Origin of the sequence: Herbaspirillum sp. WKF16 (assembly GCF_028993615.1) — a bacterium.
Classification (GTDB): domain Bacteria; phylum Pseudomonadota; class Gammaproteobacteria; order Burkholderiales; family Burkholderiaceae_D; genus Herbaspirillum.
In genome coordinates this window covers 964,374-991,360 of the sequence record NZ_CP118632.1, presented here as the reverse complement: position 1 = coordinate 991,360, position 26,987 = coordinate 964,374, and the positions used below count along the sequence as shown (strand labels likewise).

Here is a 26,987-nt window from a genome sequence, read left to right as displayed (position 1 = left end):
ATACAAACCTGCGTCAGGCCGCCACCGGAGCGGTTTTCGGAGGCACGGCCGATTTGCGTCGCGCGGCCCCCATCGAGATCACGCGTTGCGCCACGCAAAACACGAACAGCAGCGCGCCGATGAAGATCTTGGTCCACCACGAACTGAGCGTGCCGTCGAAGGCGATCAGGGTCTGGATCACCCCAAGGATGAGCACGCCGGTCAGCGTGCCGGCCACGTAGCCGTAGCCGCCGGTCAACAGCGTGCCGCCGATCACCACCGCGGCGATGGCGTCGAGCTCGGCGCCCTGCGCGTGCAGGCCGTAGCCGGAGAGCATGTAGAACGAGAACAGCACGCCACCCAGCGCCGCGCAAAATCCGCTGAAGGCGTAGATCAGCACCTTGGTGCGCCCCACCGGCAAGCCCATCAGCATGGCCGACTGCTCGTTGCCGCCGATGGCGTAGACTGCGCGCCCGAAGCGCGTGCAGTGCGCCAGCCAGATGGCCACGGCCAGCATCGCCACGGCGATCACCACGCTGGGCGAGATGAACAGCTCGCCGAACTCGATGCGGGTCTGCGACATGGCGGTAAACAGCGGATCGTCGATGGTGATGGAATTGATGCTGATCAGGTAGCACAAGCCGCGCGCCAGGAACATGCCGGCCAGCGTGACGATGAAGGCCTGCAGCTTGAAGTAATGGATCAGCGCCCCCATCGCCGCGCCAAAGGCGGCTCCCAGCGCCAGCACGACGGCGATCACCACGAACGGATTCCAGTGCCAGCTCTGCAGCATCCAGGCCGAGAGCATGGTGGTCAGCGCCAGCACCGAGCCCACCGAAAGGTCGATGCCGCCCGAGAGGATCACGAAGGTCATGCCGATGGCCACCACCAGCAGGAAGGAGTTGTCGATCAGCAGGTTCAGCATCACCTGCGGCGACAGGAAGCCGTCGTAGCCGGCGGCGCCGGCCAGCAGCATGATCGCCAGCAGCGCCACCGTGACCAGGGAAGTGAACCAGGGCGCGCCGGCGGCGCGGCGCAGGAAGGGAATCGCGTTCATGATTTGGCTGACTTGAAGATGCGGCGGAATTCCGGCGATTGCGACAGGCACACCAGGAACACGACGATGGACTTGACCACCATGTTCACCTCGGGCGGTACGCCCAGCGAGTAGATGGTGTAGGTCAGGGTCTGGATGATGAGCGCGCCGATCACGCTGCCCACCAGGCTGAACTTGCCGCCGGCCAGCGAGGTGCCGCCCAGCGTCACCGCCAGGATGGCGTCCAGCTCCAGCAGCAGGCCGGCGTTGTTGGCGTCGGCACTCTTGATGTTGGAGGCGATCATCAATCCTGCCAGCCCGGCGCAGGCGCTGCAGAACATGTAGACGAAGAAGATCAGCGCCGCGGTGCGGATGCCGGCCAGGCGCGAGGCCACCGGATTGATGCCGACCGATTGGATGAACAGCCCCAGCGCGGTCTTCTTCATCAGCAGCGCCAGCAGCACGAACATCGCCCCCGCTATATAGAGGGAGAACGGCAGGCCGAACAGGTAGCCGCCGCCGAGGAAGAAGAAGGGCTTGTAATAAACCGTGACGATCTGGCCGTCGGTCAGCAACTGCGCCAGCCCGCGGCCGGCCACCATCAGGATCAGGGTGGCGATGATGGGCTGCAGCCCGAGCCCCGCCACCAGCAGGCCGTTCCAGGCGCCGCACAACAGCGCCGCGCCCATGGCCGCGACCAGCGCCCACACCATCGGCACGTTGCTGACGTACTGCGACACGCCGTCGATCACCACCATCTTGCCGCCGATCAGGATCGCCGCCACCGCGCCGGAGATGGCCACTACCGCGCCGACCGAAATGTCGACGCCGCGCGTGGCGATCACCAGCGTCATGCCCAGCGCCGCCAGCATCAGCGGCGCGGCGCGGTTGACGATGTCGACCAGGGCGCCGTACAGGTGGCCGTCCTTGATCTCCAGCCGGAAGAAGCCCGGCACCAGGAAGAAATCGATCAGCAGCAACGCCGCCAGCGCGGCCAGCGGGCGCACCAGGGGATGGCGCATGAGCCAGGCCAGCGCGCCGGGAATGCCGCCGCCGGCGGTGTCGGATGTGTCGGGTATCAATTTGGAATCCATGGAAGCGCTCATGCGGCTTCTCCCGCGATCACCTGCAGCACCGACTGCTCGTCGAGCTCGCCGCGCCGGTACTCGCCGCCGGCCCGGCGGTCGCGCAGCACCAGCATGCGGTCGCTGCAGCGGATGACCTCCGGGATCTCGGAAGAAATGAAAAGAATGGCCATGCCCTTGCGGCACATCGCGATGACGAAATCCATGATCTCCTGCTTGGCGCGCACGTCGATGCCGCGCGTGGGTTCATCCAGGATCAGCATGCCGGGGTCGGTGGCCAGCCAGCGCGCCAGCAGCGCCTTTTGCTGGTTGCCGCCGGAGAGCGAGCCGATCGGGATTTCGAGGTCGGCGGTCTTGATGCCCAGCCACTTCACGTAGTCGGCCGCGATCTGGTTCTGGCGCTTCCTCGGCAGCACGCGGAACAGGCCCAGCCGGGCCTGCAGCGCCAGCACGATGTTCTCCCGCACCGACAGTTCCAGGATCGCGCCTTCTTTTTTGCGGTCTTCCGAACAGAAACCGATGCCGGCGGCGATGGCGTCGCGCGGGACGTTGAGCTTGACGCTCTTGCCGCCCACCAGCAGTTCGCCGCTGTCGGCGCGGTCGGCGCCGAACAGCAGGCGCGCCATCTCGGTACGGCCGGAGCCGAGCAGGCCGCACAGGCCGAACACCTCGCCGCGCCGCAACTCCAGGTCCTGCGGCGCCAGCATGCCCTTGCGGCCGAAACCGCGCGCCTGCAGGAACACCTCGCCGCGCCCGGCCTCGTCGGCCGACAGCTCCTGCGCCAGCGCCTCGGCGCCGGCCTCGACCTTGCGCTGGTCGACCGCGGTCACGCCGACCATCTTGTTGACCAGCTCCAGGCGCGACAGGTCGGCCACCAGGTATTCGCCCTCGCGCACGCCATTGCGCAGCACGGTGATGCGGTCCGATATCTCGTAGGTTTGCTCAAGGAAGTGGGTGACGAACAGGATCGCCATGCCCTGCTCGCGCAGCCGGCGCAGCACCTTGAACAGTTGCTGCACCTCGGCCTCGTCCAGGCTGGAGGTCGGCTCGTCGAGGATCAGCACCTTGGCCGACACCGACAGCGCGCGCGAGATCGCCACCATCTGCTGGATCGCCAGCGGATAGGACGACAGCTGCGCGCCGACGTCGATGTCGATCTGCAACTGCTGCAGCAGGCGGCGCGACTCGGCGTGCACCGTCTTCCAGTCGATGCGGCCGAAGCGGCGCGGATAGCGGCCGACGAAGATGTTCTCGGCCACGGAAAGATTGGGACAAAGATTGACTTCCTGGTAGACCGTGCTGATGCCCAGCGCCTGCGCCTGCAGGGTGGAGGCCGGCGCGATCTCGCGCCCGTCCAGCGCGATGCGCCCGCTGTCGGGCTCGTAGACGCCGGTCAACACCTTGATCAGGGTGGATTTGCCTGCGCCATTCTGGCCCATCAGGGTATGCACTTCCCCGGGATACAGACGCAAGCCGACATCGGCCAGCGCTTTCACGCCGGCGAACGCCTTATGGATACCGCTCAGTTCCAGCATGGGACGCGCCTGCGTCCCGACAGACATCGTCATCGACACTCCTGCAAGGAAACCAAATCGCTGTCGTCGTGGCGACAGCGTCGTTCAACGTGCGCCGCACGAACCAGCGCCCCGGCCGGGGCCGGGGCGCGCAGAGCCTGAAGCGGCGCAGCCTCGATCAGGCTGCGCCACTGACGCTCAATACTTGCGGTTCGGGAATTCCTTGGCCGCGACTTCGGCCGGGAACACGCCTTCCTCGGTAGTGATGCGCTTGGGCACTTCCTTGCCGGCCTTCACGTCCTTGGCGATCTGCATCAGCTGCGGGCCCAGCAGCGGGCTGCACTCGACGGTCACGTTGAGCTTGCCGGCCATCATGGCTTCGAAAGCGCCCTTCACGCCGTCGATCGAGATGACGATGATGTCCTTGCCCGGCTTCATGCCGGCTTCTTCGATCGCCTGGATGGCGCCGATGGCCATGTCGTCGTTGTGCGCGTAGAGCACGTTGATCTTCTTGCCGTCAGCCTTGAGGAAGGCTTCCATCACTTCCTTGCCCTTGGCGCGGGTGAAGTCGCCGGTCTGCGAACGGATGATCTTGAAGCGCGGATCGGTCTTGATGATTTCCTCGAAACCGGCCTTGCGGTCGATCGCCGGCGCCGAGCCGACGGTGCCTTGCAGCTCGACGATGTTGATGTCGCCGGCCGGCAGGGTCTTGGCCTTCTCCTGCAGCCAGCGTCCGGCGCGGCGGCCTTCTTCGACGAAGTCCGAACCGATGAAGGTCACGTACAGCGACTTGTCGGTCACGTTGACCGCGCGGTCGGTCAGGATCACCGGGATCTTGGCGGCCTTGGCTTCACGCAGTACGGTTTCCCAGCCCGATTCCACCACCGGCGAGAAGGCGATCACGTCGACCTTCTGGGCGATGAAGGAGCGGATCGCCTTGACCTGGTTCTCCTGCTTCTGCTGCGCGTCGGCGAACTTCAGGTTGACGCCGGCCTGCTTGGCCGCATCCTTGATCGACACCGTGTTGGCGGTGCGCCATTCGCTCTCGGCGCCGACCTGCGAGAAGCCAAGGGTCAGCGGCTTGTCGGCGGCGAACGCGGGCATGCCGGTGATGGCGCCGCCCAGGGTCATGCAGATGGCTGCGCCCAGAAGCGCTCTTCTCTTCGTTTTCATTGTTTGTCTCCATTGGCCGGAAATCGTCGATTTCCTTTGTTATGTGCAAGAAGTGCGTGCGCTGCGCCGGCCTTGCTTTGCTCTTGTTCGATGTTACGGCGCGTTGCAGTCTCAAATTGGGGGAAGCATCCATCCCTTCAATTCGCGCTCCATATTAGGAGAGCAAAAAATATGTATCCAATGAATTTTTCACGAATTTCGATATCGTTTCCCGCATCGATGAAAGCGTGCCGCGCGGGGCGCGGATGCGAGTGCGGCGCGCCGTTTTTCCCTCGGCCGCCGCTCACAATTTTGATATCGCTTGCGTTCTTTTTTTCATTATTCCGCACCCAACCCCGGTGATAGCATCGACCTGTTTTTTTTGAAGCGCATTGCGTAAGAAGACGTGAGTGCGACGTAACGTGAGCAATCCTCTCCCTCATGCGATGACCTTCCGCGAAGCCGGCACACAATGCCGTTTCCCGCGCGCTGCATCCCATAACAACATACGAGACACCATGCCCTCCCGAGCAACCGATGCCCTCCCCGCAGGCGCCCAGGCGCTGCCGGAAATACATACATTGCAATCCGGACGCCAGCGCCTGCGCGTGATGCCCAGCCTGGGCGGAAGTATCGCGGCCTGGGACTGGCAACGCGGCGACCAGTGGCTGCCGCTGTTCCGCCCGTGGGACGCGCGCGCCGCCGACCTCTACACCACCGCCTGCTTCCCGCTGCTGCCCTGGTCCAACCGCATCACCGAAGGCGGTTTCGAATTCGGCGGCAAGACCTACCCGGTGGCGGCCAACCGCGCCGGCGAGCCCTACCCGATCCACGGCGACAGCTGGCTGCAGGCCTGGAAGGTCTCCGCGCAGGCCGAAGACCGCATGACGCTGGAGCTGGAGTCGGCGCGCTTCGACGGCAATCCCTACGTCTACAGCGCGCGCCAGCTGCTCACGCTGCGCGAGAATTCGCTGGAGATCGAGCTGCGCGTGACCAATACCGGCGCCGAGGCGCTGCCCTTCGGCCTCGGCCTGCATCCCTACTTCCTGCATGACGCCAGGACGCGCCTGCAATTCCGCTCGCGCGGCGCGTGGATGTCGGGCGCCGATCCGATTCCCACCGGCTTCGCGCGCAAATTGCCGCTGAGCTGGGACTACAACCGCCCGGCGCCGCTGGAAGGCCCGCTGGTGGACAACTGCTTCGAAGGCTGGGACGGCCTGGCCATGATCGAGGATCCCACGCGCGGCCTGCGCCTGCAGATGCACACCACCGACCGCAGCGGCTATGCGCTGATGTACCGGCCGCCGGGCCTGGGCTACTTCTGCCTGGAACCGATCACCCATCCCATCGACGCCTTCCACATGCCCAACCGCCCGGGCCTGATCGACCTGGCGCCGGGCGAAGACATGGTGCTGCTGACCCGATTCTCCGTGTGCGAGACCTGAGCGCCGGCGGCAATACGACTTGAGACAATGAAGAAAGACACACATAACGACAGCGCTTCGTCCTGCGCACTGATCGCGCTGGACTGGGGCACATCCTCGTTGCGCTGCTACCGCTTCGGCGCGCAGGGCGAGGTGCTGGAACGACGCGCTCATCCCTGGGGCATCATGAACCTGCCGGTGGTGGAAGTCGGCGACGATCCCGAGGCGCCGTTCCGCCTGGCGCTGCACTCGGCCTGCGGCGACTGGATGGAAGCCGCGCCCGACGCTCCGCTGATCGCCGCCGGCATGGTCGGCAGCAAGCAGGGCTGGCGCGAGGCGCCCTACCTGACCGTACCGCTGGCGCCGGACCGTATCGGCCGCAAGCTCACGCAGGTGGACACCGGCGCCGGCCGCGCGCTGCACATCGTGCCGGGCTTGCTGCAAGTCTCGACGCTGCCCAACGTGATGCGTGGCGAGGAAACCCAGGTGGTCGGCGCGCTGCGCCAGTTCCATGACGACGAGCTGCTGATCGGCCTGCCCGGCACCCACTCGAAATGGGTGCGCGTGAGCCATGGCCGCCTGCAGCATTTCGACACCTTCATGACCGGCGAAGTCTACGGCGCGCTGTCCACGCACACCATCCTCGGTCGCACCATGCACAAGCCGGATGCGCCGGACGACGCCGCCTTCATCCGCGGCGCGCGCGTGGCGCAGACGCCCGAAGGCCTGGCCGGCGTGCTCTCCAACATCTTCAGCAGCCGCACGCTGGGCCTGACCGGCGAACTGGACGCCGCGGCGCAGCCCGACTATCTCTCCGGCCTGCTGATCGGCCACGAAATCGCCGCGCTCAAGGCCATGACCACCCTGCATCGCCAGCGCATCGTCCTGATCGGCGACGCCGGCCTGTGCCGCCGCTACCGGCTGGCGCTGGAGCTGTACGGCATGGGCCCGGTGAGCGAGGCCGAACAGGCCACCGAAGCCGGCCTCTGGTTGCTGGCGCGGCACGCAGGGCTGGTCGGCTGAGCCGGCGCCCCGACACATACTCAAGCAAGGAATCCATGAACAGCAATCCCAAACGATTCGCGGACGCCCTGTCCGCCACCGGCATGATCGCCATCCTGCGCGGCGTGCGCAACACCGAGGCCGAAGCTATCGGCGCGGCGCTCTACGAGAGCGGCTTTCGCATCATCGAAGTGCCGCTCAATTCGCCCGAACCGCTGGTGAGCATCGCCGCCCTGCGCCGCAGCCTGCCGGAGGACTGCATCGTCGGCGCCGGCACCGTGCTTAAGCCGGAGCAGGTGGAGCAGGTGAAGACCGCCGGCGGCGAGCTGATCGTCATGCCGCACAGCGACGGCGCGGTCATCCGCGCGGCGCGCGCGGCCGGCCTCTACAGCGCCCCGGGCGTGGCCACCGTGACCGAGGCCTTCGCCGCGCTGGACGCCGGCGCCGATGTGCTCAAGATGTTCCCGGCCGAGCAGCTCGGCCCGCAGGTGGTCAAGGCCTGGCGCGCGGTGGTGCCGCGCGAGATCGCGCTGCTGCCGGTGGGCGGCATCACGCCGCAAGGCATGGCGGTGTTCCGCGAAGCCGGCGCCTCCGGCTTCGGCCTGGGTTCGGCGCTCTATTCGCCGGGCCTGTCGGCGAACGAAGTGCGCCAGCGCGCGCAGGCCTTCGTCGCCGCCTGGAAGGCGCTGGGCTGAGGCAGCCCACGCGGATTATTTTTCAAGAACGAACAACCAACGGACCCGCAATGAAAATTACCAAGATCAGCACCTTCATCGTTCCACCGCGCTGGTGCTTCCTCAAGATCGAAACCGACGAAGGCGTGGTCGGCTGGGGCGAGCCCATCGTCGAAGGCCGCGCGCACAGCGTGGCGGCTGCGGTCGAGGAGCTGTCCGACTACCTGGTCGGCAAGGATCCGCGCAACATCGAAGACCACTGGACCATCCTCTACCGCGGCGGCTTCTATCGCGGCGGCGCCATCCACATGAGCGCGCTGGCCGGCATCGACCAGGCGCTGTGGGACATCAAGGGCAAGTCGCTGGGCGTGCCGGTGCACCAGCTGCTGGGCGGCGCGGTGCGCAACTCGATCCGCGTGTACTCCTGGATCGGCGGCGACCGCCCGGCCGACACCGCCGCGGCCGCCAAGAACGCCGTGGCGCGCGGCTTCACCGCGGTCAAGATGAACGGCACGGAAGAGCTGCAGTTCATCGACAGCTACGACAAGGTCGAGCTGACGCTGGCCAACGTGCAGGCGGTGCGCGAGGCGGTCGGCCCCAACGTCGGCATCGGCGTGGACTTCCACGGCCGCGTGCACAAGCCCATGGCCAAGGTGCTGATCAAGGAACTGGAGCCGTACAAGCTGATGTTCATCGAGGAGCCGGTGCTGTCGGAGAACTCCGAGGCCCTGAAGGAAATCGCCCACCTGACCTCGACCCCGATCGCGCTGGGCGAGCGCCTGTACTCGCGCTGGGACTTCAAGCGCATCCTCTCCGAAGGCTACGTGGACATCATCCAGCCCGACGTCTCGCACGCCGGCGGCATCACCGAGACGCGCAAGATCGCCGCCATGGCCGAGGCCTACGACGTGGCGCTGGCGCTGCACTGCCCGCTGGGGCCGATCGCGCTGGCCTCCTGCCTGCAGGTGGATGCCGGCAGCTACAACGCCTTCATCCAGGAGCAGAGCCTGGGCATCCACTACAACGAGAGCAACGACCTGCTGGACTACATCAAGGACAAGAACGTGTTCGCCTATGAAGACGGCTACGTGAAGATCCCGCAAGGTCCGGGCCTGGGCATCGAGATCAACGAAGAATACGTGAAGCAGCGCGCGGAAGTCGGCCATCGCTGGCGCAATCCGATCTGGCGCCACAAGGATGGCAGCTTCGCCGAATGGTGATGCGGCCGCGCCTGCCGCGCTAACGATAAGGAATCCTCAGCAGCAGCTCCTGCCCGGCACGTTCTTTACGGCCGGGCTTTTTTTATTGCCGCTGATATTGCCGTTCGGATTGCCAGCGATACGCGACGGACGCCGCTGGATCCCGGCCTGCGCCGGGACGACCCAGAGGTGGGAGCTTGAACCCAACGCTGCTCGAGCTCACTTACTACCTGTCGTCCCGGCGCAGGCCGGGACCCAGCGGCGTTGAACGGAGCCCGGGACAGGACACTCCACTCCCATCATTTTTAATTCATCGACCAAAAAGATCAGTCCGATCTGAATATTCCATTTAACGGATAGCCGAAAAGCTGGCAAAGTGGCAGCCTTTCGCATCTTTCGTCAGGAATTTCCATGAGCCAGGGCACCGATTGCAGCAGTGCGGCCGCCTCCGTCCGCACCGAATCGCCGCATGCCATGCGCCGCGCGACCTGGGCCACCATGGCCCAGTTCTTCGTCAATGGCGCCACCTTCGCCACCTGGGGCGTGCTGATCCCGTCGGTGAAGGAGCGCTTCGCGCTGTCCGACGCGGTGCTCTCGCTGGCCATGCTGGCCGTAGCCGGCGGCGCGCTGCTGACCATGGGCCGCTCGGGCCGCTGGATCGCCCAGGTCGGCAGCGCCCGCGGGCTGATGCTCTCGGGCATCCTGTACGCCTTCACGCTGCTGGCCATTCCGCTGGCGCCGCAGTTCTGGATGCTGGTCGGCCTGCTGCTGGTGTTCGGCTCGGCCATGGCGGCCTTCGACGTGGCCATGAGCGTGCAGGCGGCGCTGGTAGAGAACGGCCGCAGCAAACCCATCATGTCCACCCTGCATGCCATGTTCAGCATCGGCGGCATCGCCGGCTCGGCGCTGGGTGCGGCGCCGGGGCTCTCGCCGTTCGCGCATGCCTGCCTGGTCGGCGCCGGCACCCTGGGCGTAGCGCTGCTGGCGCGGCGCTTCATGCTGCCCGACGCCGCGCACGATGAGGACGCTGCGCAAACCGACGGCGGCGAGGCCGGCGCCAACGGCCGCCGCATGGTGCTGGTGCTGGGGGGGATCGCCTTCCTGGCGCTGGCCTGCGAAGGCGGGATGTACGACTGGGCCGCGGTGTACATGCGCGATGTGGCGCAGTCGCCGGCGGCGCTGGTGAGCTATAGCTATGCCGCGTTCTCCACCGGCATGGCGGCCGGGCGCCTGACCGGCGACCGCATCCGCGCGCGCATCGGCGGCGTGCGCACGCTCGGCTGGAGCGGCGCCGTGGGCGCGCTCGGCATCGCCCTGGCGGCGGCCTTGCCGCTGCCGGAAGCGACCATCGCCGGCCTGTTCCTGTCGGGGCTGGGCATCGCCAACCTGATGCCGATCTTCTTCCTGGCGGCAGCGCGCGTGCCGGGCATGCGCGCCGCCGAAAGCATCGCCGCCGTGGCGCGCTTCGCCTATGTCGGCATGCTGCTGGGGCCGGTGCTCATCGGCGGCGTGGCCGAGCACCTGAGCCTGCGCGCGAGCTTCTTCTGCGTGGCGCTGGTGATGGTCGGCATCGCCGCCTTCGGCGGCAGGTCGGTGCGCCGCTTCATCTGACCGGCGACGCCTATGCGGCCTTGCGCCGCTTGCCTTCGGCCTTGGCGCTCTCGCCCGCGTGGGCCTGCGCCATCAGCAATTCAAGAAACGCCGCCGGCGCCGCATCGAGCACGGCCGCGCCGCCGCGGCCGGCGGCCTTGTGCGTGACCACCAGTTCCCAGCACAGCTCGACCCCGCGCAAGTTCACGCAGGCCAGCTTGCCGCGCCGTCCCAGCACCACGTCGCGCGGCAGCAGCGCCACGCCCAGGCCGTGGCAGACCAAGTCGAGCAGGGTCTCCAGGTCGCTGACCTCGAACGCCAGCCGGCGCCGCAGGCCGGCCTCGGCAAAGCCGCGGTCGACCAGCATGCGCGTGCCGCGCCCCTGCTCGAAGTCGACGAACTCTTCAGCCGCCAGCTGCTCCAGCGTCACCGACCTGGCTCCGGCCAGCCTGTGCGAAGGCACGCAGGCCAGCACCAGGTCTTCGCAGGCGACAATCTGCGTCTGCAGCCCTTCGCCGCTTTCCTCGATGGGCAGGATGGCCAGGTCGAGCTGGCGCGAGGCGACCTTTTCGTTGAGCTCGCCGGCGGCGCCCTGGCATAGCCGCACCTCGACGCCGGGGTGGCGCCGATGGAAGCGCGCCAGCACCGCCGGCAAATCGATGAAGGACGGCAGGCTCTGCACCGTGCCGATGGCCAGCCGCCCGCGCCGCAGCGCGTTGACATCGGCGACGTCGGTGGCGCCCTGCTCCAGCACGCCCAAGGCGCGCCGCGCGCTTTCCAGGAAGGCCTCGCCGGCGGCGGTCAGCGCGACGTGGCGCGTGGTGCGCACGAACAGCGGCGCGCCCAGCTCATCTTCCAGCAGGCGGATTGAGCTCGACAGCGCGGACTGCACGATGTGGCAGCGCTGGGCGGCGCGCGTGAAGCTTTTTTCTTCCGCCACCGCGACGAATTGGCGCAATTGCCTCAGTTCCATGGAAGCCTCTATTTATCGTTGATGCAGATTGATCGGTACCGAATGATCAATTCTAACCACATACCGCATCCGACCGGGCCGCGTCATGGAACTATTGCGCGCGGCGCCGACCGTAGAGGCATGAGCGCAACCTTCCCGGAGCCGCAATGGAAATCATGACACGCAGACACTTCATGCACACCCTGCTGGGCGCCTGGTCGCTGGCGGCGCTGCCCGGCGCGGCCTCGGCCGCGGCCGCCTCCAGCGCGCCCGAACACTTCATCCTGGAACGCAACGGCTGGGTGCCCAACAACGAGCGGCTGCCGGTCTTGCACTATCGCAACGTGATCGCCGAAGGCGACGTCGCCGCGCGCATGGAGCAACTGTTCGCCTCCAACGGCTGGCCGGCGCAATGGCGCGACGGCATCTACGACTATCATCACTACCACTCCACGGCGCATGAAGTGCTCGGCTTCGCCGCCGGCCGGGCCAGCCTGATGCTGGGCGGACCGGACGGCCGCACGGTGGATGTGGCGCGCGGCGACGTCATCCTGCTGCCGGCCGGCACCGGCCACTGCCGGCTCTCGGCCAGCGCCGACTTCCTGGTGGTAGGCGCCTATCCGGCCGGCCAGAAGTGGGACGTCTGCACCTCGGCGCCGGATCCGGAGACGCTGCGGCGCATCCGCGCCCTGCCCTTCCCCGACAACGATCCGGTACGCGGATCGGAGCCGCCGCTGGCGCAATTGTGGCCGCGCAGTTGATCGGTCCGGCAAGCGCTGGCGGAATTTTCCCGACACGGCTACAATATACGAAACGTGTACGTTTCATATAAACCAGCAGAACAGGATCGCCATGGGAATCGTCAAGATTTCAGACCAGATGCACGACAACGTGCGCATCGCCGGCAGCGCCCTGAACCGCTCGATCAACGCGCAGGCGGAGCACTGGATGCTGCTGGGCATGCTCTCCGAGCTTCATCCCGAGATGAACCAGGCGGAGATTTCACGGCTATTGGTGCGCGACCAGCTCGCGCGCGAGCATGGGGGCGTGCTGTCGATACGCGAACTGATCGACGCCCGGCCGAATCCGGCAAGCAAGGAAAAAACCAGGGAAAAGGCCGCGCCCGGCGCGCGCCGCAAAACGGGGAAAGAATACGCATGAGAAAAGTAAAACTGCGCGGCGCGGCCGAGATCGCCCAGGCGCGCGCCGCCGGCCACCTGGCCGCCGAAGTGCTGCAAGTGGTGGCCGAGCACGTCAGGGCCGGCGTCACCACCGACGAGCTGGACCGCATCTGCCACGACCACATCGTCAAGGTGCAAAAGGCCAAGCCGGCCAACATCGGCTACCACGGTTTTCCCAAGACCATCTGCAGCTCGGTCAACGAAGTGATCTGCCATGGCATCCCCTCGGGCCAGGTGCTCAAGGACGGCGACATCGTCAACCTCGACGTAGCCGTGATCAAGGACGGCTGGTTCGGCGATTGCAGCCGCATGTACTACGTCGGCCAGCCCGCCGCAGCCGCCAAGAAGCTGGTCGAGACCACCTATGAGGCGATGTGCGCCGGCATCCTGGCGGTGCGCCCCGGCGCCACGCTGGGCGACGTCGGCCACGCGATCCAGTCGGTGGCGCATCGCGACGGCTTCACGGTGGTGCGCGAATACTGCGGCCACGGCATCGGCACCACCTACCACGACGAGCCGCAGGTGCTGCACTACGGCCAGCGCGGCGCCGGCCTGCCGTTGAAGGAAGGCATGATCTTCACCATCGAACCCATGCTCAACGCCGGCAAGCGCCACTCGCGCCAGCTCGACGACGGCTGGACCGTGGTCACCGCCGACGGCTCGCTGTCGGCGCAGTGGGAGCACATGGTGGTGGTGACGGCCGGCGGCTACGAGATCCTGACGCCGTGGCCGGAAGGATTCGGCGACTACCCGGCGATCGCGCAGCGCACCTGACAGGCGCCCTCGCGCCGGTCTTCGCTCACTGAAACGCCCGCATCCGCGGGCGTTTCTTCATTGCGGTCCAAGCGCATGCCGGACCATGGCATGGACTGCGGCAAAGCTAGCGGCGGGGCGCACCCATCGGCTTCAGGCGCAGCCCGCGCGGCAACCGGGTCCATGGCAAATCGGCGGGATCGGCAGTCATCGGCCCGGGCGCCTTGGCGACCAGCACCGCATGCGCGATGTGCTGGAAGTCGGCGCGGAAGTGCACCGAGCTCTTGTTGACAAGTATCTTCATCGCTTCGGGCGTGACGCCGGCGACGCGATAGAGATTGCGATCCAGCATCTGCGCCTTGCCGCTGCTGACGGCGACCAGCACGCCTTCGATGCGCAGCAGGGCCACCGGCCCGACATCGGCCATCATGCCGTTCATCATCGGGCCGTCGTAACGGCAGACGCCGTCGGACAGCTTCAGCACCTCGAAGCGCGCCCGCAAGGGTTCGTCGCCCGGCACGCCGGAGACGCCGCCCAGCGCAAGTTCCACGCTGTTGCCCTCGCCCGCGCTCCGGGCGGCAGCAACCGCAGCCGGATCCCAGATCAGTCCGATGGCGGCCTCGGAGGCGCCATTGCGCAACAGCGCCCGCAGCATCCCCATGGTGTTGGAGTCGCCTCCCGCGCCCGGATTGTCCTGCGTATCGGCGATGACGACGGGCGCATCCGCATCGCGCGCCAGGCGCATGGCTTCGCGCACGGCCTCATCGGGCGACAGGAACGGCACCTCCCACGCGGCCTCCTCGGCCAGCATCTTGTCGTACAGCGATTGCACCGCGGCCTGCGTGGCCGCCGCGTCTTCGCCATAGCCCCAGATGACCGGCCCGCACTCGGCGAAGTCGGCCGCCGGAAAGCCCGGGGCGAACGACAGCGAGGCGACGCCCGCGCCCTCCTCGGCGGCCAGGGCGGCATACATGCCCTTCGACGGTTCCAGCATGGTGCACATGCCGTTGATGGGAATCAGGAACGGCAGCCTGCGCGACACCCGGTGCAGGCGCGCGCCCGGCTCAAGCAAACCTCCCAGCAGCGCGGCCGCGCGCGCGCCGGTCTCGTCCATGTCGACGTGCGGATAGGTGCGGTAGGCGACCAGCGCGTCGGCGCTGTCGAGCATCAGTTGCGTGACGTTGGCATGCAGGTCGAGCGAGGCCACCAGCGGGATGCGCGCGCCGAGCACCTCGCGCAGCCGCGCCAGCAGCGTTCCTTCCCCGTCATCGGTATGTTCGGCCACCATGGCGCCGTGCAGGTCCAGATACACCGCATCGAAACCGCCCGCGCGCGCGGCGTCGACGATCTCGCCGGCGATGCGCTCGTAGGCGTCTTGCGTCACGTGCGCCGAAGGGCTGGCCCCGGCCCAGATCACGGGCTGCAGCTCCCAGCCGTTGGCCTCGGCCGCGCGGATGAATCCGCCGGCCGGGATATTGACCTCGCGCAGCGCCAGCACGTCGCCGCCGCGCACCATCGCCGGGAATCCCTCGCCGCGTTCGAAGTTGGCGTAGGCGGCCTTGGTGGGCGCGAAGGTATTGGTCTCGTGCTGGAAGCCAGCGAGCAGGATGCGTGTTGCCAATTCAGTCTCCGGTATGGGTAATCAGACGGTTGCCGCCCGCGATTGCGCCGAGGGCGTACGGTTGGCCAGCAGCGTGGCTGCGCCGGCGACCAGCAGCGCCACCATCACCAGCAAGCCGGCCTGCATGCTGCCGGTGGCGGTGCGCACCCAACCGATGATGGTGGGGCTGAGGAAGCCGCCGATCAGGCCGATCGTATTGATGAGCGCGATGCCGCCGGCGGCCGAGTCGCCCTTCAGGTATTGCGAGGGAATGGCCCAGAACACGGTGTAGGCGGACCACATCATGGCGGTGGCGATCGTCATGCACAGCAGCGACAGCGCCAGGTTGCCGCTGAACAGCGTGGCCGCCGCCAGCGCCAGCGCGCCGACCAACGCCGGCAAGGCGCTGTGCAGGCGACGCTCGCCGCGGCGGTCGGAACTGCGGCCGATGACGATCATCGCGATCGCGGCGGCGATGTAGGGAATCATCGAATACAGCCCGATCTGCATGGTGTCGGTCACGCCGTCGGCCTTGAGGATGGAAGGCAGCCAGAAGCTCACGGCGTAGATGCCGCAGATCATCGTGAAATAAGAAAAGGCCAGCAGGTAGACGCGCGGGTTCCTGGCCACCTGCGCAAAGGAATGATCGGCGGCGCCGGCCGTGTCGACGTCGGCGGCGATCATGCGCTTTTCTTCCGCGCTCAGCCACCTGGCGTCGGCCGGCCGGTCGGCCAGCACGCGCAGCGCCAGCACGCCCAGCAGCACACATGGCAAGCCTTCCACCAGGAACATCCACTGCCATCCTTCCAGCCCGTGCGCGCCCGACATCGCGGTCATCAGCCAGGTCGACAAGGGCGAGCCGAAGATGCCGCCGATCGGCCCGGCGAGCATGACCACCGCCATCACGCGCGCCATGCGCTTCTGGCCGTACCAGTATGTCAGGTAGAAGATCATGCCGGGAGCGAAACCGGCCTCGAACACGCCCAGCAGGAAGCGCAGCACATAGAAGGTGGTTTCATCGCGCACGAACATCATGCCCGCCGATGTCAGCCCCCAGAGCACCAGGATGCGGGCGATGGTTTTGCGCGCGCCGATGCGCGGCAGCAGAAGGTTGCTGGGAATCTCAAAGAGCACGTAGCCGAAGAAGAAGATGCCAGCGCCCAACCCGTACACGGCGTCGGAGAAGCCGAGATCGCCCTGCATCTGCAACTTGGCGAAGCCGATGTTGACGCGGTCCAGGTACGCAAAGGTGTAGCAGAGCAGCAAGAAGGGCAGCAGGCGCCAGTTCAGCTTGCGGTACAAGGCGCGGCGCGCCGCGCCGTCGGGCTCGTGCGGCGCATGCGGGGTTTCGGTGATGGGCATCGGTCTCACTCCTGTCGTTATGTGTTGGTATCGGTAGGACGTTCAGGCACTGGCATGCGCAGCGATCATCGGTCAGTACGCAAACACGAGCAAGAGCAACTTAAGTGTATTATCGTTGCCCTTTGGGTAACGCTCAGCGAGCGCGGGAGAACGCATGCGGGAACTGAACCAGCGCAGGCTGCGCTATTTCCAGGAAGTGCTGGCGCAAGGATCGATCCGCGGTGCGGCCGACAGCATCAACACCTCGGCATCGGTGATCACCCGCCAGATACGCCTGCTGGAAGAGGAGATCGGCACGCCGCTGTTCGACCGCCATGCGCGCGGCGTGCAGCCGACCGAGGCCGCGTCCTACCTGCTTGAATACTGGCGCGGCTGCCGCTCCCAGCAAGAGCTGTTCGAAGGCCGGCTGCAGGCCCTGCACGGCCTGCGGCACGGCCAGGTCCGCATCGTCACCAGCGAAGGCTACGTCGACAGCCTGATGGACGAGGTGCTGACCGATTTCTGCGCCCGCCATCCCGACCTGGATATCTCGGTCGACGTGCTGCCGGTCAACAACGTGTTGCAGGAGGTGGCGGAAAGCCGCGCCCATATCGGACTGGCCTACAATCCGCCGCCGCATGCCGATGTCCAATACGTCGCCACCTCGGCCCAGCCGGTCGAGCTTCTGGTGCGGCCCGGCCATCCTTTCGCCCTGCGCGGCGGCGCGGTCGACGTGCGCGAGCTGGGCCACTACCCGCTGGCGATCATGCCGCCGGCCTTCGGCCTGGGCCAGATCGTGCAGATGCTGACCTATGCGGAACACATACAGATACGGCCCACGCTCACGACCAATTCCCTCGGCGCCCTGCGCAGCTTCGTCAAGCGCAACGACGGCATGACCCTGATCAGCGCCTTCGCGGCCTATCGGGAGTTGCGCGCCAAAGAAGTGGTGACTCTGCCCATCAACCACCCGCTGTTCAAGGCCACCAAGGCGCGCCTGCTCACCAAGAGCGGCAGGACGCTGGGCGCGGCGGCGGAGACGCTGATCGCGCTGATCCGGCGCGACATGTCGATGTTCTCCGCCAGGAAGGCCGGCAAGAAACCGGCGGCGAAAAAAGGGGCTTGAACCGGCGGGGCCGCGACGGTGGTTTAAAGATAGGGCAACATTGCCTCAAGGGAAATTTTATTATTGACGCTCGCCGATGCCTGCAAGCGCGCATGTCCACCTTGAAAAATCCAACCTCCGTCCCTATACTTAGCACTCGCCAGGGGAGAGTGCTAACAGCCCGCCTTGGTGAAATCCCCCTTTTTCATGCGGTGAGGTTGGCTGCATTTGGAAGAAAAACCGTTGCAGGCATCGCCGCAATAACCGCTAACTTATTGAAATGTAAGGAGTTCTCATGAATCTTCGCCCTTTGCACGATCGCGTCATCGTCAAGCGCCTCGACCAGGAAACCAAGACCGCTTCCGGTATCGTTCTGCCTGATGCAGCGACCGAAAAGCCGGACCAAGGCGAAGTCCTGGCCGTCGGCAACGGCAAGATCCTGGAAGACGGCAAGGTCCGTCAGCTGGCCGTGAAGGTCGGCGACCGCGTTCTGTTCGGCAAGTATTCCGGCCAGGCCGTGAAGATCGATGGCCAGGAACTGCTGGTCATGCGCGAAGAAGACCTGTTCGCCGTCGTCGAGAAGTAATTCGGCGCGCGGCCTCTTCATATATAAGCGGCCGCCGGCAGCACGACACCACGCCGGCCAGCCCGGCGACACGAATTCAACCGAATTTCTGGAGAATCCAACATGGCAGCAAAGCAAGTTATTTTCGGCGATGAAGCACGCGCCAAGATCGTCAACGGCGTCAACATCCTGGCCAACGCAGTCAAGGTCACCCTGGGTCCCAAGGGCCGCAACGTGGTCCTGGAGCGCAGCTTCGGCGCCCCGACCGTGACCAAGGACGGCGTTTCCGTCGCCAAGGAAATCGAACTGAAGGACAAGCTGGAAAACATGGGCGCGCAGCTGGTCAAGGAAGTCGCTTCCAAGACCTCCGACAACGCCGGTGACGGCACCACCACCGCAACCGTGCTGGCCCAGGCCATCGTGCGCGAAGGCTTCAAGTACGTCGCCGCCGGTTTCAACCCGACCGACCTGAAGCGCGGTATCGACAAGGCCGTCGGCGCCATCGTCGGTGAAGTCAAGCTGCTGGCCAAGCCCACCACCACCTCCAAGGAAATCGCCCAGGTCGGCTCGATCTCGGCCAACTCCGACACCGACATCGGCGACATCATCGCCAAGGCAATGGAAAAGGTCGGCAAGGAAGGCGTGATCACCGTCGAAGACGGCAAGTCGCTGGAAAACGAACTGGAAATCGTCGAAGGTATGCAGTTCGACCGCGGCTACCTGTCGCCGTACTTCATCAACAACCAGGAAAAGCAGATCGTCGCCCTGGACAATCCGTTCATCCTGCTGTTCGACAAGAAGATCTCCAACATCCGCGACCTGCTGCCGGTGCTGGAACAAGTCGCCAAGGCCGGTCGTCCGCTGCTGATCGTGGCTGAAGACGTCGAAGGCGAAGCCCTGGCCACCCTGGTGGTGAACAACATCCGCGGCATCCTGAAGACCGCCGCCGTCAAGGCTCCTGGCTTCGGCGACCGCCGCAAGGCCATGCTGGAAGACATCGCCATCCTGACCGGCGGCCAAGTGATCGCCGAAGAAGTCGGCCTGACCCTGGAAAAGGCCGGCCTGGCTGAACTGGGCCAAGCCAAGCGCGTTGAAATCGGCAAGGAAAACACCACCATCATCGACGGCGCAGGCGAAGCCCTGGCGATCGAATCGCGCGTCAAGACCATCCGCGCGCAAATCGAAGAAGCCACCTCCGACTACGACCGCGAAAAGCTGCAAGAGCGCGTGGCCAAGCTGGCCGGCGGTGTTGCGCTGATCAAGGTTGGCGCTGCCACCGAAGTCGAAATGAAGGAAAAGAAGGCCCGCGTCGAAGACGCGCTGCACGCGACCCGCGCAGCCGTTGAAGAAGGCGTCGTGCCTGGCGGCGGCGTGGCCCTGCTGCGCGCCCGCGCCAACGTCAAGAACCTGAAGGGCGACAACCCCGACCAGGAAGCCGGCATCAAGATCGTGCTGCGCGCGATCGAAGAGCCGCTGCGCCAGATCGTCTTCAACGCCGGCGACGAGCCGTCGGTGGTGGTGAACAAGGTGCTGGAAGGTTCGGGCAACTTCGGCTACAACGCTTCCAACGGCACCTACGGCGACCTGGTGGAACTGGGCGTGCTGGATCCGGCCAAGGTGACCCGTTCGGCGCTGCAAAACGCCGCATCGGTGGCTGCGCTGATCCTGACCACCGACGCGCTGGTGGCGGAAGTGGCTGAAGACAAGCCGGCCGGCATGCCTGGCGGCATGGGTGGCATGGGCGGCATGGGCGGCATGGACGGCATGATGTAATTTGCCTCCGGCCGACGGCCATGGTTCGCCATGGCCGGCTCCCGATTGAGAAGCCCGCATCGGCGACGATGCGGGCTTTTTGTTTTTTTGTTCCTTGTGTTTTACTCCCTCGTTGCAGCCCGGGGCGCGGCCCTCGCAGTGGCCTTATCCCCGGCGCGACTCCAGCCATTCGAATACCGCCATTCCCGCCAGCATCGCCAGCACGAATCCGAGCGCCTTGCCCTCGCCCATGCCCAGCGCCACCAGCGCCGGCCCCGGGCAAAATCCCGCCATGCCCCAACCGATGCCGAACAGCGCGCTGCCCAGCAACAAGCGCGGTGTGATGCCGCTGGCGGCGGGCAACTGCATGGCCAGGCCCAGGAAAGACCGGCCGCGGCGACGCGCCAGCGCAAAGGCGATCGCGCCCACGCCGATGGCGCCGGCCATGACAAAGGCCAGCGAGGGATCCCATGCTCCGGCCAGGTCGAGAAAGCCCAGCACCTTGGCCGGATCGGCCATGCCCGACAACATCAGGCCCAAGCCGAACAGCAAGCCTGCGCCAAGGGAAACCAGCGATGCGCGCGCGCCCATGTCAGCCTCCCGGCAGGTGCCGCAGCACGAACACGGTGGCAAAGCCCGCCGCCATGAACGTCACGGTGGCGACGATGGAGCGCCGCGCGCCCCGCGAGATGCCGCACACGCCATGGCCGCTGGTGCAGCCGCCGGCGTAGCGAGTCCCCAGTCCCACCAGGAAACCGGCCGCGATCACCGCCGGCCAGCCGGCATCGATGCGCAATCCCATGCGCCAGTCGAAGGCGGAAGCGGCCAGCGGAGCCGCCACCAGCCCGAGGACGAAGGCGGCGCGCCAGGCCCGCTCTCCCGCCGCCGCGCGCAGCAGGCCGCCGACGATGCCGCTGATGCCGGCGATGCGGCCGTTGAACAGGATCAGCACTGCCGCGGCCAGGCCGATGGCGATGCCGCCGGCCAGCGCGGGCCAGGGGGTGAAATGGGTCCAGTCGATATGCATGGGAGGTTTCCTGTCCGGATGGGATCCTCATTATAGGAAGCCGCGCCGCGCGAAGGCAAAAACGCCCGCATCCGGGAAGGTATGCGGGCGTTGCGGGCCGCCCGGGAAGGCGCGGCCCGCGGGCGCTACAGGGGAAACATCACGCGCTGCGCACAGCGCTCATCCGATCAGAAGGTGTGGATGATGCCGGCGTTGACGGCATTCTGGTTGCCGTCCGAACCGGGGGCCTGGCCGTTGCTCACGCCCGGGCTGTAGGTGTCGGAAGCGCGCAGGTTGCGGTACACGGCGTACAGGCTGGTGCGCTTGGACAGGGCGTACTTGGCGCCCAGGTTCAGCTGCAGCAGGTGGCCGTTGGACGCGCCGACGAAGCTGGCCTTGGTGTACTGCACCGCGCCCAGCAGCGACAGGGCCGGGGTCAGGCCGTAGTTCACGCCGACGTCGAAGATGTCGTTCTTGTCGTTGTTCACGCCGCCCACCAGGTATTGGCCGGTAGCGTCAACCGCGTAGTTGGCTGCCGAAGCCGCGGAGAACGATGCGGCCGCGCCGCGGGTGGCCAGCGGCAGCTTCACGCGCGACCACGAGCCGTACAGCTTGGCCGGGCCGAACTGGTAGGAGCTGGCCAGGGTCCAGGTCTTCAGGCAAGTGTCGCCGGCCGAACCGGTGGCGTTGGTGCACGAAGTGGCATTGGTCGAGTTGACGTCGCTTGCGCCCGAGGTGCTGCCCTTCTTGGCCTGGAAGTAGGCCAGGCCGACATTGAACGGGCCGTTCGAGTAGGCGCCGCCGATGCCGAACGACTGGCCGGCGGTGTTGGCGCCGGCTTGCTCGCCGAAGCCGTAGATCAGGCTGCCGGTGAAGCCGCTGTAGTTGTTGGTGTTGTAGCGGATCGAGTTGTTCACGCGTTCGCCGTTGGTGCGGTCCAGGTCGCGGGCGTGGACCTGGCTGACCATGCCGCCGAAGTCGTTGACCGAGGTGAAGGCGGCGATGTCATCGGTGAAGTCCTTCTGGCGACCCAGCAGCACCGTGCCGAAGTTGCCCGACAGGCCGACGGTGGAGGTGCGGCCCCACAGCGTGCCGTTCTGGGCGGCGGCGCCGTTGTCCAGGTTGAAGCCGTTTTCCAGGTTGAACAGCGCCTTCATGCCGCCGCCCAGGTCTTCGCTGCCCTTGAAGCCGATGCGCGAACCCTTGATCGCACCGGAGTCGACGCCCATGCGGTTGCCGTTGCCGGTACCGGTGGTCGCCACCTTGCTGTTGTACGACAGGCTGGCATCGATGATGCCGTAGATGGTGACCGAGCTTTGCGCGTGGGCCACGCCGGCGAAGGCGCCGAGCATTGCCAGTGCCAAGAGGGACTTTTTCATGAGAAGAACTCCAAAGTTGTTGAATTTGCTATTTGATTGTTGGCAGTTCGCCCGCCTATGAGGCAATCGACACCACCCAAGCTTCCCGAAAGAAACATCAAGAAGACTTAATTTATTTAATCAAAATTTATTTCCACAAACAATTTATGTTTTTATTTTTTTCGATTATTGATTGTTTATGTCTCTTTATTACAACTTAAATCATCGACAGAACCAACATGAAAAAATGCCGGCTCGCGATTTTCCGCCTTGGCGCATTCTCAACATTGATGCATAAAAACTACACATTGTTGATTCAGCAGGCGTAAATCACGGCCGGCAAAAAGCCCGCGGCGCGCATGCGCCGCGGACGGACAAGCCTGTACAGGGACATCTCTCACATGAACACCCGGTCCCGAACCGTCCGCGCGATCAATCGCGGACAGCCGCCACAGGCCAGCCACTAGGAGCTGTTGCCGTTGCCGCTTGCGCGGCGCCGATCCTCAGTAATGGAAACGGCACTGATGCACGACGATGCGGTCGCGCAGGCGCTCGAACACCAGCCGGTGCTCGGAACTCAGGCGCACCGCACACAGGCCTTGCAGCCGCAACGGCAAGGCCGAGACTTGTTGCGGCGGCAGGCTGTCGCCGTCGCGCAGGCGGCGCAGCAGGCGAGCGATGCGGCGCGCCAGCTCGCCGTCCTGGCGGCGCCAGAAGGCGAAATCCTCCTGCGCCAGGGCAGTCATGAAGACTTTCATTCGACCTCCGGCTGCGACAGGAAATCGGCGCGCAGCTGCTGCAGGCTGCGCACCAGGCGGTCGGCGTTGACGTCGGTGGCGAACAGGTGGACCGCATCCTGCAGCGAGCGCCACACGGACTCGGTGACGATCACCAGGTTCTCGCCGCTGTCGCGGGTCACCACCACTTCGTCGATATCGGCCAGTTCAAGGATGTCGGGCAAGCGCTCGCCCAGTTGCTTGGCGTTGAAGGAGTACATGGATTCCTCTTGTTGTAGGCGAAGCCGGGCAGCGGCGCTGCGCGGCCTCCCTGGTGGGGAGCTTGCCGGCGGCGCCGGCGGGGGCATCAGTAACCCTGGTACAGGCCCTGCGGATCCGGGCGCTTCTGGTATTCGGCCAGCTCGGCCAGCACCTGCGCGCGCGACTTGGTGGAGACGAAGGCCGGCAGCTTGGGATACTCGCCGTCGGAAATGGACAGCGAGCCGTCGGCGCGAGCCTGCTTCAGCTCGTCGAGGACCTGGCTGCGACTCTTGCTGGAGACGAACGGCGGCAGCTTGGGGTACTCGCTGTCGGCGACGGTCATGGAGCCGTCGGCGCGGGCCTGCTTCAGTTCGTCGACCACCTGGGCGCGCGTCTTGCCATGGGCGGCGGGGGTCTGGGCGTAGGTTTCTGCGGTGACGGCGCTGCTGGCGGCGGCCAGCACGAGGGCGATGAGGAGATGGCGGGTGTTCATGGCGTTCTTTCTTACGGTACGGCGCAATGCAAATTTGGACTTGTCGACGCCCGGCTGCATTTGCATGGAAACGGCATGGGGCGCCGGTAGCGCCGGAACGACTGGTTGGCCGTCCGGGCTGCAGATGAACTTTAATCTTTACGAAATCACCGAAAAATAGCGCTCAGCGAAAGTTATCATTTCGAAAAAAGAAACAATAAGTTTATTGACGAGCTTGGCTCGCGTTCGCGCCGCCGACCCGGCGATACGGGGGCGCGCTGCGCAAAGTACGGGGCCGCCGGATCAAGAAAAGCCGGGGAGGAATGAGGGAGGACTAATTTTTCCCGTGTTGCGGGAAACCTGGCGAGGGCAGGAAGGGACCGATGGCCAACTCCGCAAAGCCGCGCCGCTGGCGGGTCTCAGCCGCATCATCAGACGCTTTGGTTATATGCATAGGTGAAAAATTGTTTTCCTCTTATAACCGCGCCGACTTAAAATAACGGCTTCTTATAAAAATATCGATGGCAGTGGAGACCTGCGCTTCGGCCCCGTTGGCGGCGTCTTGTCGATGCCAAGGACGGCGGTTCCGGAAAACGCGGGCACGCTGCCATTTCTATTCCCATCATGATCGAAATCCAAGCTGTCACCCAGCGCTTCGGCAATGTCGAGGCGGTGCGCAACGTCGAGCTGTCGATACGCAAAGGCGAAATCTTCGGCATCATCGGACGCAGCGGCGCCGGCAAGAGCACGCTGGTGCGCACCCTGAACCTGCTCAACCGCCCCACCTCGGGCCGTATCCTGCTGGACGGCGAAGACCTCACCTCGCTGTCGGCCGACCGCCTGCGCGAAGCGCGCCGCGGCATCGGCATGATCTTCCAGCACTTCAACCTGCTGTCCTCGCGCACCGTGTACGACAACATCGCGCTGCCGCTGGAGCTGGCCGGCAAGTCCAAGGCTGAGATCGCGCAGAAGGTCGAGCCGCTGCTGGAACTGGTGGGCCTGACCCAACTGCGCGACCGCCACCCGGCGCAGATTTCCGGTGGCCAGAAACAGCGCGTGGGCATCGCGCGCGCGCTGGCCAACGATCCCAAGGTGCTGCTCTCGGACGAAGCCACCTCGGCGCTGGACCCGGAAACCACCCGCTCGATCCTCGAATTGCTGCGCAAGATCAACAAGGACCTGGGACTGACCATCGTGCTGATCACGCACCAGATGGAAGTGATCAAGGACATCTGCGACCGCGTGGCCGTGATGGAAGCCGGCCAGGTGATCGAACAGGGCGAGGTGCTGGAGGTGTTCCGCCAGCCCAGGCATGAAGTCACCCGCGCGCTGATCGGCGACGTGATCGCCCACGAGCTGCCCAAGGGCGTGCTGGCGCGCCTGCGCGAGCGCCTGGCCAAGGCCGAAAGCGGCGCCGGCACCGACCACCTGTTCCGCTTCGCCTTCACCGGCTCGGGCGTGGACCAGCCGCACCTGTCGGAGGCGGTGCGCCGCTTCGACCTGGACTTCAACATCCTGCACGGCCAGATCGACGAGATCCAGGGCCAGGCTTTCGGTTCGCTGGCGATCCTCGCCAATGGCACCCAGGAGAACATCAACAATGCAATGGAATACCTGCGCTCGCAGGGCGTCGTCGTCGAGGAGCTGAACCATGTCATCTGAACTGATTGATCTGTTCGTCAGCTCCTTCGGCGAGACCCTGATGATGGTGGTGATCTCGGGCGTGGTCGGCTCGCTGCTCGGCATTCCGCTGGGCATCGCGCTGCACCTGACCGATCGCCAGGGCATCCTGCCCAACGTTGCCTTCAACCGCATTGCCGGCCTGCTGGTCAACGCGGTGCGCTCGACGCCCTTCATCATCCTGCTGGTGGCGGTGATCCCGATGACGCGCTTCTTCGTCGGCACCTCGATCGGCACCGCGGCCGCCATCGTGCCGCTGACCATCGCCGCCGCGCCCTTCATCGCGCGCCTGGTCGAGACCGCCCTGCGCGAAGTCGACCGCGGCCTGGTGGAAGCCGCCCAGGCCATGGGCGCGACCACCTGGCAAATCATTTACAAGGTATTGGTGCCCGAGGCATTTGCTGGTATCGTCGCCGGTCTCACGATCACGTTCGTCAGCCTGGTCGGCTATTCGGCCATGGCCGGCGCGATCGGCGGCGGCGGCCTGGGCGACCTGGGCATCCGTTACGGCTACCAGCGCTTCCTGCCGGAAGTCATGCTGGCCGTGGTGCTGATCCTGATCGTTTTCGTGCAGCTGGTGCAATCCCTGGGAGACCTGCTGGTGCGCAAGCTCAGCCACCGCTGAGCGCACGCACGACCGAAGCAAACCGCGGCTATCCGCCGCGACCATTACAAAGACAAAGACCGAAAGGAAAGTCATGAACCGTCGTCAGTTGATTCAATTCTTCGCAGGCCTGGGCGTTGCCGCCAGCCTGATTTCCTCTCCCGCGCACGCGGATGACCAGATCAAGATGGGCGTGACCGCCGGTCCGCACGCCGAGATCATGGAACAGGTCAAGAAGCTGCTGGAAAAAGACGGCGTGCAGATGAAGGTCATCGAGTTCACCGATTACATCCAGCCCAATGCCGCCCTCTCGGCCGGCGACCTGGACGCCAACTCCTACCAGCACCAGCCCTACCTGGACGCGCAGGTGAAGGACCGCGGCTACAAGTTCGTCAGCGTGGGCACCACCATCACCTTCCCGATGGGCATCTACTCGAAGAAGATCAAGTCGCTGGCCGACCTGAAGCAAGGCGCCCGCATCGGCGTGCCCAACGACCCGACCAACGGCGGCCGCGCGCTGCTGGTGCTGCAGGCCAAGGGCGTGATCAAGCTCAAGGCCGATGCCGGCCTGAAGGCGACCCCGCTGGACATCGTCGACAATCCGAAGAAGGTCAAGATCATCGAACTGGACGCCGCCCAACTGCCGCGTTCGCTGGATGACTTCGACGCCGCCGTGATCAACGGCAACTTCGCCGAATCCGCCGGCCTGTCGCCGACCAAGGACGCGATCGCCGTGGAAGCCTCCACCGGCCCCTACGCCAACGTGCTGGCCGTGCGCGCCGCCGACAAGGACAAGCCCTGGGTGGCCAAGCTGGTCAAGGCTTACCACAGCCCGGAAGTGAAAAAGTTCGTGCTGGAAAAGTACAAGGGCTCCGTGATCACCTCCTGGTAATCGCCGCCCGGCATCCGGCCCCGGCCGGATGCCAGATGCCCAGCGCATGAAAAACCCACCGCAAGGTGTAATGCCGTTCAGTTAAGCACTGAAC

27 protein-coding genes are annotated in these 26,987 nt (G+C 65.7%); 14 read left to right on the top strand and 13 right to left on the bottom strand.

Annotation, left to right across the window (positions count from 1 at the left end; translation table 11 throughout):
- Window positions 1-13: 13 nt before the first annotated feature.
- The 4 genes from yjfF to Herbaro_RS04400 form a co-directional block, all read right to left on the bottom strand.
- Window positions 14-1,036, bottom strand: coding sequence for a galactofuranose ABC transporter, permease protein YjfF (yjfF, locus tag Herbaro_RS04415; protein WP_275012627.1), 1,023 nt, complete (start codon window positions 1,034-1,036; stop codon window positions 14-16).
- Entirely contained in the window at window positions 1,033-2,121 is a 1,089-nt protein-coding gene (locus Herbaro_RS04410; protein WP_275012626.1) for an ABC transporter permease, read from the bottom strand. Before Herbaro_RS04410 ends, yjfF begins: the two co-directional genes overlap by 4 nt.
- A complete protein-coding gene (locus Herbaro_RS04405; RefSeq protein WP_275012625.1) occupies window positions 2,118-3,668 on the bottom strand; it encodes a sugar ABC transporter ATP-binding protein in 1,551 nt (516 codons plus the stop codon). Before Herbaro_RS04405 ends, Herbaro_RS04410 begins: the two co-directional genes overlap by 4 nt.
- Before the next feature lie 144 nt (window positions 3,669-3,812).
- Entirely contained in the window at window positions 3,813-4,787 is a 975-nt protein-coding gene (locus Herbaro_RS04400) for an ABC transporter substrate-binding protein (RefSeq protein WP_275012624.1), read from the bottom strand.
- A gap of 497 nt (window positions 4,788-5,284) precedes the next feature.
- Here Herbaro_RS04400 and Herbaro_RS04395 point away from each other — a divergent pair, with 497 nt between their 5' ends.
- The 5 genes from Herbaro_RS04395 to Herbaro_RS04375 all read left to right on the top strand — a co-directional run bounded on the left by Herbaro_RS04395 (window position 5,285) and on the right by Herbaro_RS04375 (window position 10,676).
- A complete protein-coding gene (locus tag Herbaro_RS04395) occupies window positions 5,285-6,211 on the top strand; it encodes an aldose 1-epimerase (protein ID WP_275012623.1) in 927 nt (308 codons plus the stop codon).
- Window positions 6,212-6,238: 27 nt separating this feature from the next.
- Entirely contained in the window at window positions 6,239-7,213 is a 975-nt protein-coding gene (locus Herbaro_RS04390) for a 2-dehydro-3-deoxygalactonokinase (RefSeq protein ID WP_275012622.1), read from the top strand.
- Between the two features lie 35 nt (window positions 7,214-7,248).
- Window positions 7,249-7,887, top strand: a complete 639-nt coding sequence (locus Herbaro_RS04385) for a 2-dehydro-3-deoxy-6-phosphogalactonate aldolase (protein WP_275012621.1) — start codon at window positions 7,249-7,251, stop codon at window positions 7,885-7,887.
- A 50-nt stretch (window positions 7,888-7,937) separates the two neighbouring features.
- The gene (gene dgoD / locus Herbaro_RS04380; protein ID WP_275012620.1) at window positions 7,938-9,086 is read left to right on the top strand and encodes a galactonate dehydratase; all 1,149 of its coding nucleotides are present in this window, start codon (window positions 7,938-7,940) and stop codon (window positions 9,084-9,086) included.
- A 453-nt stretch (window positions 9,087-9,539) separates the two neighbouring features.
- Entirely contained in the window at window positions 9,540-10,676 is a 1,137-nt protein-coding gene (locus tag Herbaro_RS04375) for an MFS transporter (RefSeq protein ID WP_446719326.1), read from the top strand.
- 10 nt (window positions 10,677-10,686) lie between these two features.
- On the opposite strand, the gene Herbaro_RS04370 is transcribed toward Herbaro_RS04375, so the two are convergent.
- Window positions 10,687-11,628: a LysR family transcriptional regulator gene (locus tag Herbaro_RS04370; RefSeq protein ID WP_275012619.1), complete on the bottom strand. Its 942-nt coding sequence runs from the start codon at window positions 11,626-11,628 to the stop codon at window positions 10,687-10,689.
- A 146-nt stretch (window positions 11,629-11,774) separates the two neighbouring features.
- Here Herbaro_RS04370 and Herbaro_RS04365 point away from each other — a divergent pair, with 146 nt between their 5' ends.
- The 3 genes from Herbaro_RS04365 to map all read left to right on the top strand — a co-directional run bounded on the left by Herbaro_RS04365 (window position 11,775) and on the right by map (window position 13,562).
- Window positions 11,775-12,368 carry a cupin gene (locus Herbaro_RS04365; protein WP_275012618.1) on the top strand — a complete coding sequence of 198 codons (594 nt, stop codon included), beginning with the start codon at window positions 11,775-11,777 and terminating at the stop codon, window positions 12,366-12,368.
- Between the two features lie 91 nt (window positions 12,369-12,459).
- Window positions 12,460-12,768 carry a ParD-like family protein gene (locus Herbaro_RS04360; RefSeq protein WP_275012617.1) on the top strand — a complete coding sequence of 103 codons (309 nt, stop codon included), beginning with the start codon at window positions 12,460-12,462 and terminating at the stop codon, window positions 12,766-12,768.
- Window positions 12,765-13,562, top strand: a complete 798-nt coding sequence (map, locus tag Herbaro_RS04355) for a type I methionyl aminopeptidase (protein WP_275012616.1) — start codon at window positions 12,765-12,767, stop codon at window positions 13,560-13,562. Before Herbaro_RS04360 ends, map begins: the two co-directional genes overlap by 4 nt.
- Before the next feature lie 106 nt (window positions 13,563-13,668).
- Here the strand turns inward: map and Herbaro_RS04350 are convergent, their stop codons facing one another.
- A complete protein-coding gene (locus tag Herbaro_RS04350) occupies window positions 13,669-15,162 on the bottom strand; it encodes a M81 family metallopeptidase (RefSeq protein ID WP_275012615.1) in 1,494 nt (497 codons plus the stop codon).
- A gap of 21 nt (window positions 15,163-15,183) precedes the next feature.
- Window positions 15,184-16,503 (bottom strand): MFS transporter, encoded by a 1,320-nt coding sequence (locus Herbaro_RS04345; RefSeq protein ID WP_275012614.1) that lies wholly within the window; start codon window positions 16,501-16,503, stop codon window positions 15,184-15,186.
- A 154-nt stretch (window positions 16,504-16,657) separates the two neighbouring features.
- Here Herbaro_RS04345 and Herbaro_RS04340 point away from each other — a divergent pair, with 154 nt between their 5' ends.
- The 3 genes from Herbaro_RS04340 (at window position 16,658) to groL (ending at window position 19,925) form a co-directional block, all read left to right on the top strand.
- On the top strand, window positions 16,658-17,608 hold the full coding sequence (locus Herbaro_RS04340) for a LysR family transcriptional regulator (protein ID WP_275012613.1): 951 nt from the start codon (window positions 16,658-16,660) through the stop codon (window positions 17,606-17,608).
- A gap of 274 nt (window positions 17,609-17,882) precedes the next feature.
- Window positions 17,883-18,173, top strand: coding sequence for a co-chaperone GroES (gene groES / locus Herbaro_RS04335; RefSeq protein ID WP_008115200.1), 291 nt, complete (start codon window positions 17,883-17,885; stop codon window positions 18,171-18,173).
- Between the two features lie 102 nt (window positions 18,174-18,275).
- On the top strand, window positions 18,276-19,925 hold the full coding sequence (gene groL, locus Herbaro_RS04330; RefSeq protein WP_275012612.1) for a chaperonin GroEL: 1,650 nt from the start codon (window positions 18,276-18,278) through the stop codon (window positions 19,923-19,925).
- Between the two features lie 144 nt (window positions 19,926-20,069).
- On the opposite strand, the gene Herbaro_RS04325 is transcribed toward groL, so the two are convergent.
- From Herbaro_RS04325 to Herbaro_RS04300, 6 genes are all read right to left on the bottom strand, one after another.
- On the bottom strand, window positions 20,070-20,495 hold the full coding sequence (locus Herbaro_RS04325) for a DUF6691 family protein (protein WP_275012611.1): 426 nt from the start codon (window positions 20,493-20,495) through the stop codon (window positions 20,070-20,072).
- Between the two features lies 1 nt (window position 20,496).
- Window positions 20,497-20,931, bottom strand: coding sequence for a YeeE/YedE family protein (locus tag Herbaro_RS04320; protein ID WP_275012610.1), 435 nt, complete (start codon window positions 20,929-20,931; stop codon window positions 20,497-20,499).
- Between the two features lie 167 nt (window positions 20,932-21,098).
- The gene (locus Herbaro_RS04315) at window positions 21,099-22,289 is read right to left on the bottom strand and encodes a porin (protein WP_275012609.1); all 1,191 of its coding nucleotides are present in this window, start codon (window positions 22,287-22,289) and stop codon (window positions 21,099-21,101) included.
- 482 nt (window positions 22,290-22,771) lie between these two features.
- Complete coding sequence (locus Herbaro_RS04310) at window positions 22,772-23,026, bottom strand: type II toxin-antitoxin system YoeB family toxin (RefSeq protein WP_275012608.1); 255 nt, start codon at window positions 23,024-23,026, stop codon at window positions 22,772-22,774.
- Window positions 23,023-23,265: a type II toxin-antitoxin system Phd/YefM family antitoxin gene (locus tag Herbaro_RS04305; protein ID WP_275012607.1), complete on the bottom strand. Its 243-nt coding sequence runs from the start codon at window positions 23,263-23,265 to the stop codon at window positions 23,023-23,025. The genes Herbaro_RS04310 and Herbaro_RS04305 overlap by 4 nt, the downstream gene beginning before the upstream one ends.
- An 86-nt stretch (window positions 23,266-23,351) precedes the next feature.
- The gene (locus tag Herbaro_RS04300; RefSeq protein WP_275012606.1) at window positions 23,352-23,738 is read right to left on the bottom strand and encodes a DUF4148 domain-containing protein; all 387 of its coding nucleotides are present in this window, start codon (window positions 23,736-23,738) and stop codon (window positions 23,352-23,354) included.
- 603 nt (window positions 23,739-24,341) lie between these two features.
- Here Herbaro_RS04300 and Herbaro_RS04295 point away from each other — a divergent pair.
- The 3 genes from Herbaro_RS04295 to Herbaro_RS04285 all read left to right on the top strand — a co-directional run bounded on the left by Herbaro_RS04295 (window position 24,342) and on the right by Herbaro_RS04285 (window position 26,893).
- On the top strand, window positions 24,342-25,379 hold the full coding sequence (locus Herbaro_RS04295) for a methionine ABC transporter ATP-binding protein (RefSeq protein ID WP_275012605.1): 1,038 nt from the start codon (window positions 24,342-24,344) through the stop codon (window positions 25,377-25,379).
- Entirely contained in the window at window positions 25,369-26,022 is a 654-nt protein-coding gene (locus Herbaro_RS04290; protein ID WP_275012604.1) for a methionine ABC transporter permease, read from the top strand. Before Herbaro_RS04295 ends, Herbaro_RS04290 begins: the two co-directional genes overlap by 11 nt.
- Before the next feature lie 73 nt (window positions 26,023-26,095).
- The gene (locus tag Herbaro_RS04285) at window positions 26,096-26,893 is read left to right on the top strand and encodes a MetQ/NlpA family ABC transporter substrate-binding protein (protein ID WP_275012603.1); all 798 of its coding nucleotides are present in this window, start codon (window positions 26,096-26,098) and stop codon (window positions 26,891-26,893) included.
- The last annotated feature ends 94 nt before the right edge of the window (window positions 26,894-26,987 follow it).

Bases quoted from the DNA above. Each gene is read 5' to 3' on its own strand.
- Herbaro_RS04295 (WP_275012605.1), top strand. From the start codon at position 24,342: ATGATCGAAATCCAAGCTGTCACCCAGCGCTTCGGCAATGTCGAGGCG.
- groL (WP_275012612.1), top strand. From the start codon at position 18,276: ATGGCAGCAAAGCAAGTTATTTTCGGCGATGAAGCACGCGCCAAGATC.
- Herbaro_RS04305 (WP_275012607.1), bottom strand. From the start codon at position 23,265: ATGTACTCCTTCAACGCCAAGCAACTGGGCGAGCGCTTGCCCGACATC.
- map (WP_275012616.1), top strand. From the start codon at position 12,765: ATGAGAAAAGTAAAACTGCGCGGCGCGGCCGAGATCGCCCAGGCGCGC.
- Herbaro_RS04410 (WP_275012626.1), bottom strand. From the start codon at position 2,121: ATGAGCGCTTCCATGGATTCCAAATTGATACCCGACACATCCGACACC.
- Herbaro_RS04340 (WP_275012613.1), top strand. From the start codon at position 16,658: ATGCGGGAACTGAACCAGCGCAGGCTGCGCTATTTCCAGGAAGTGCTG.
- Herbaro_RS04370 (WP_275012619.1), bottom strand. From the start codon at position 11,628: ATGGAACTGAGGCAATTGCGCCAATTCGTCGCGGTGGCGGAAGAAAAA.
- Herbaro_RS04395 (WP_275012623.1), top strand. From the start codon at position 5,285: ATGCCCTCCCGAGCAACCGATGCCCTCCCCGCAGGCGCCCAGGCGCTG.
- Herbaro_RS04365 (WP_275012618.1), top strand. From the start codon at position 11,775: ATGGAAATCATGACACGCAGACACTTCATGCACACCCTGCTGGGCGCC.
- Herbaro_RS04385 (WP_275012621.1), top strand. From the start codon at position 7,249: ATGAACAGCAATCCCAAACGATTCGCGGACGCCCTGTCCGCCACCGGC.
- Herbaro_RS04325 (WP_275012611.1), bottom strand. From the start codon at position 20,495: ATGGGCGCGCGCGCATCGCTGGTTTCCCTTGGCGCAGGCTTGCTGTTC.
- Herbaro_RS04345 (WP_275012614.1), bottom strand. From the start codon at position 16,503: ATGCCCATCACCGAAACCCCGCATGCGCCGCACGAGCCCGACGGCGCG.
- Herbaro_RS04315 (WP_275012609.1), bottom strand. From the start codon at position 22,289: ATGAAAAAGTCCCTCTTGGCACTGGCAATGCTCGGCGCCTTCGCCGGC.
- Herbaro_RS04400 (WP_275012624.1), bottom strand. From the start codon at position 4,787: ATGAAAACGAAGAGAAGAGCGCTTCTGGGCGCAGCCATCTGCATGACC.
- Herbaro_RS04360 (WP_275012617.1), top strand. From the start codon at position 12,460: ATGGGAATCGTCAAGATTTCAGACCAGATGCACGACAACGTGCGCATC.
- groES (WP_008115200.1), top strand. From the start codon at position 17,883: ATGAATCTTCGCCCTTTGCACGATCGCGTCATCGTCAAGCGCCTCGAC.
- Herbaro_RS04390 (WP_275012622.1), top strand. From the start codon at position 6,239: ATGAAGAAAGACACACATAACGACAGCGCTTCGTCCTGCGCACTGATC.
- yjfF (WP_275012627.1), bottom strand. From the start codon at position 1,036: ATGAACGCGATTCCCTTCCTGCGCCGCGCCGCCGGCGCGCCCTGGTTC.
- Herbaro_RS04310 (WP_275012608.1), bottom strand. From the start codon at position 23,026: ATGAAAGTCTTCATGACTGCCCTGGCGCAGGAGGATTTCGCCTTCTGG.
- Herbaro_RS04405 (WP_275012625.1), bottom strand. From the start codon at position 3,668: ATGACGATGTCTGTCGGGACGCAGGCGCGTCCCATGCTGGAACTGAGC.
- Herbaro_RS04290 (WP_275012604.1), top strand. From the start codon at position 25,369: ATGTCATCTGAACTGATTGATCTGTTCGTCAGCTCCTTCGGCGAGACC.
- Herbaro_RS04375 (WP_446719326.1), top strand. From the start codon at position 9,540: ATGCGCCGCGCGACCTGGGCCACCATGGCCCAGTTCTTCGTCAATGGC.
- dgoD (WP_275012620.1), top strand. From the start codon at position 7,938: ATGAAAATTACCAAGATCAGCACCTTCATCGTTCCACCGCGCTGGTGC.
- Herbaro_RS04300 (WP_275012606.1), bottom strand. From the start codon at position 23,738: ATGAACACCCGCCATCTCCTCATCGCCCTCGTGCTGGCCGCCGCCAGC.
- Herbaro_RS04320 (WP_275012610.1), bottom strand. From the start codon at position 20,931: ATGCATATCGACTGGACCCATTTCACCCCCTGGCCCGCGCTGGCCGGC.
- Herbaro_RS04285 (WP_275012603.1), top strand. From the start codon at position 26,096: ATGAACCGTCGTCAGTTGATTCAATTCTTCGCAGGCCTGGGCGTTGCC.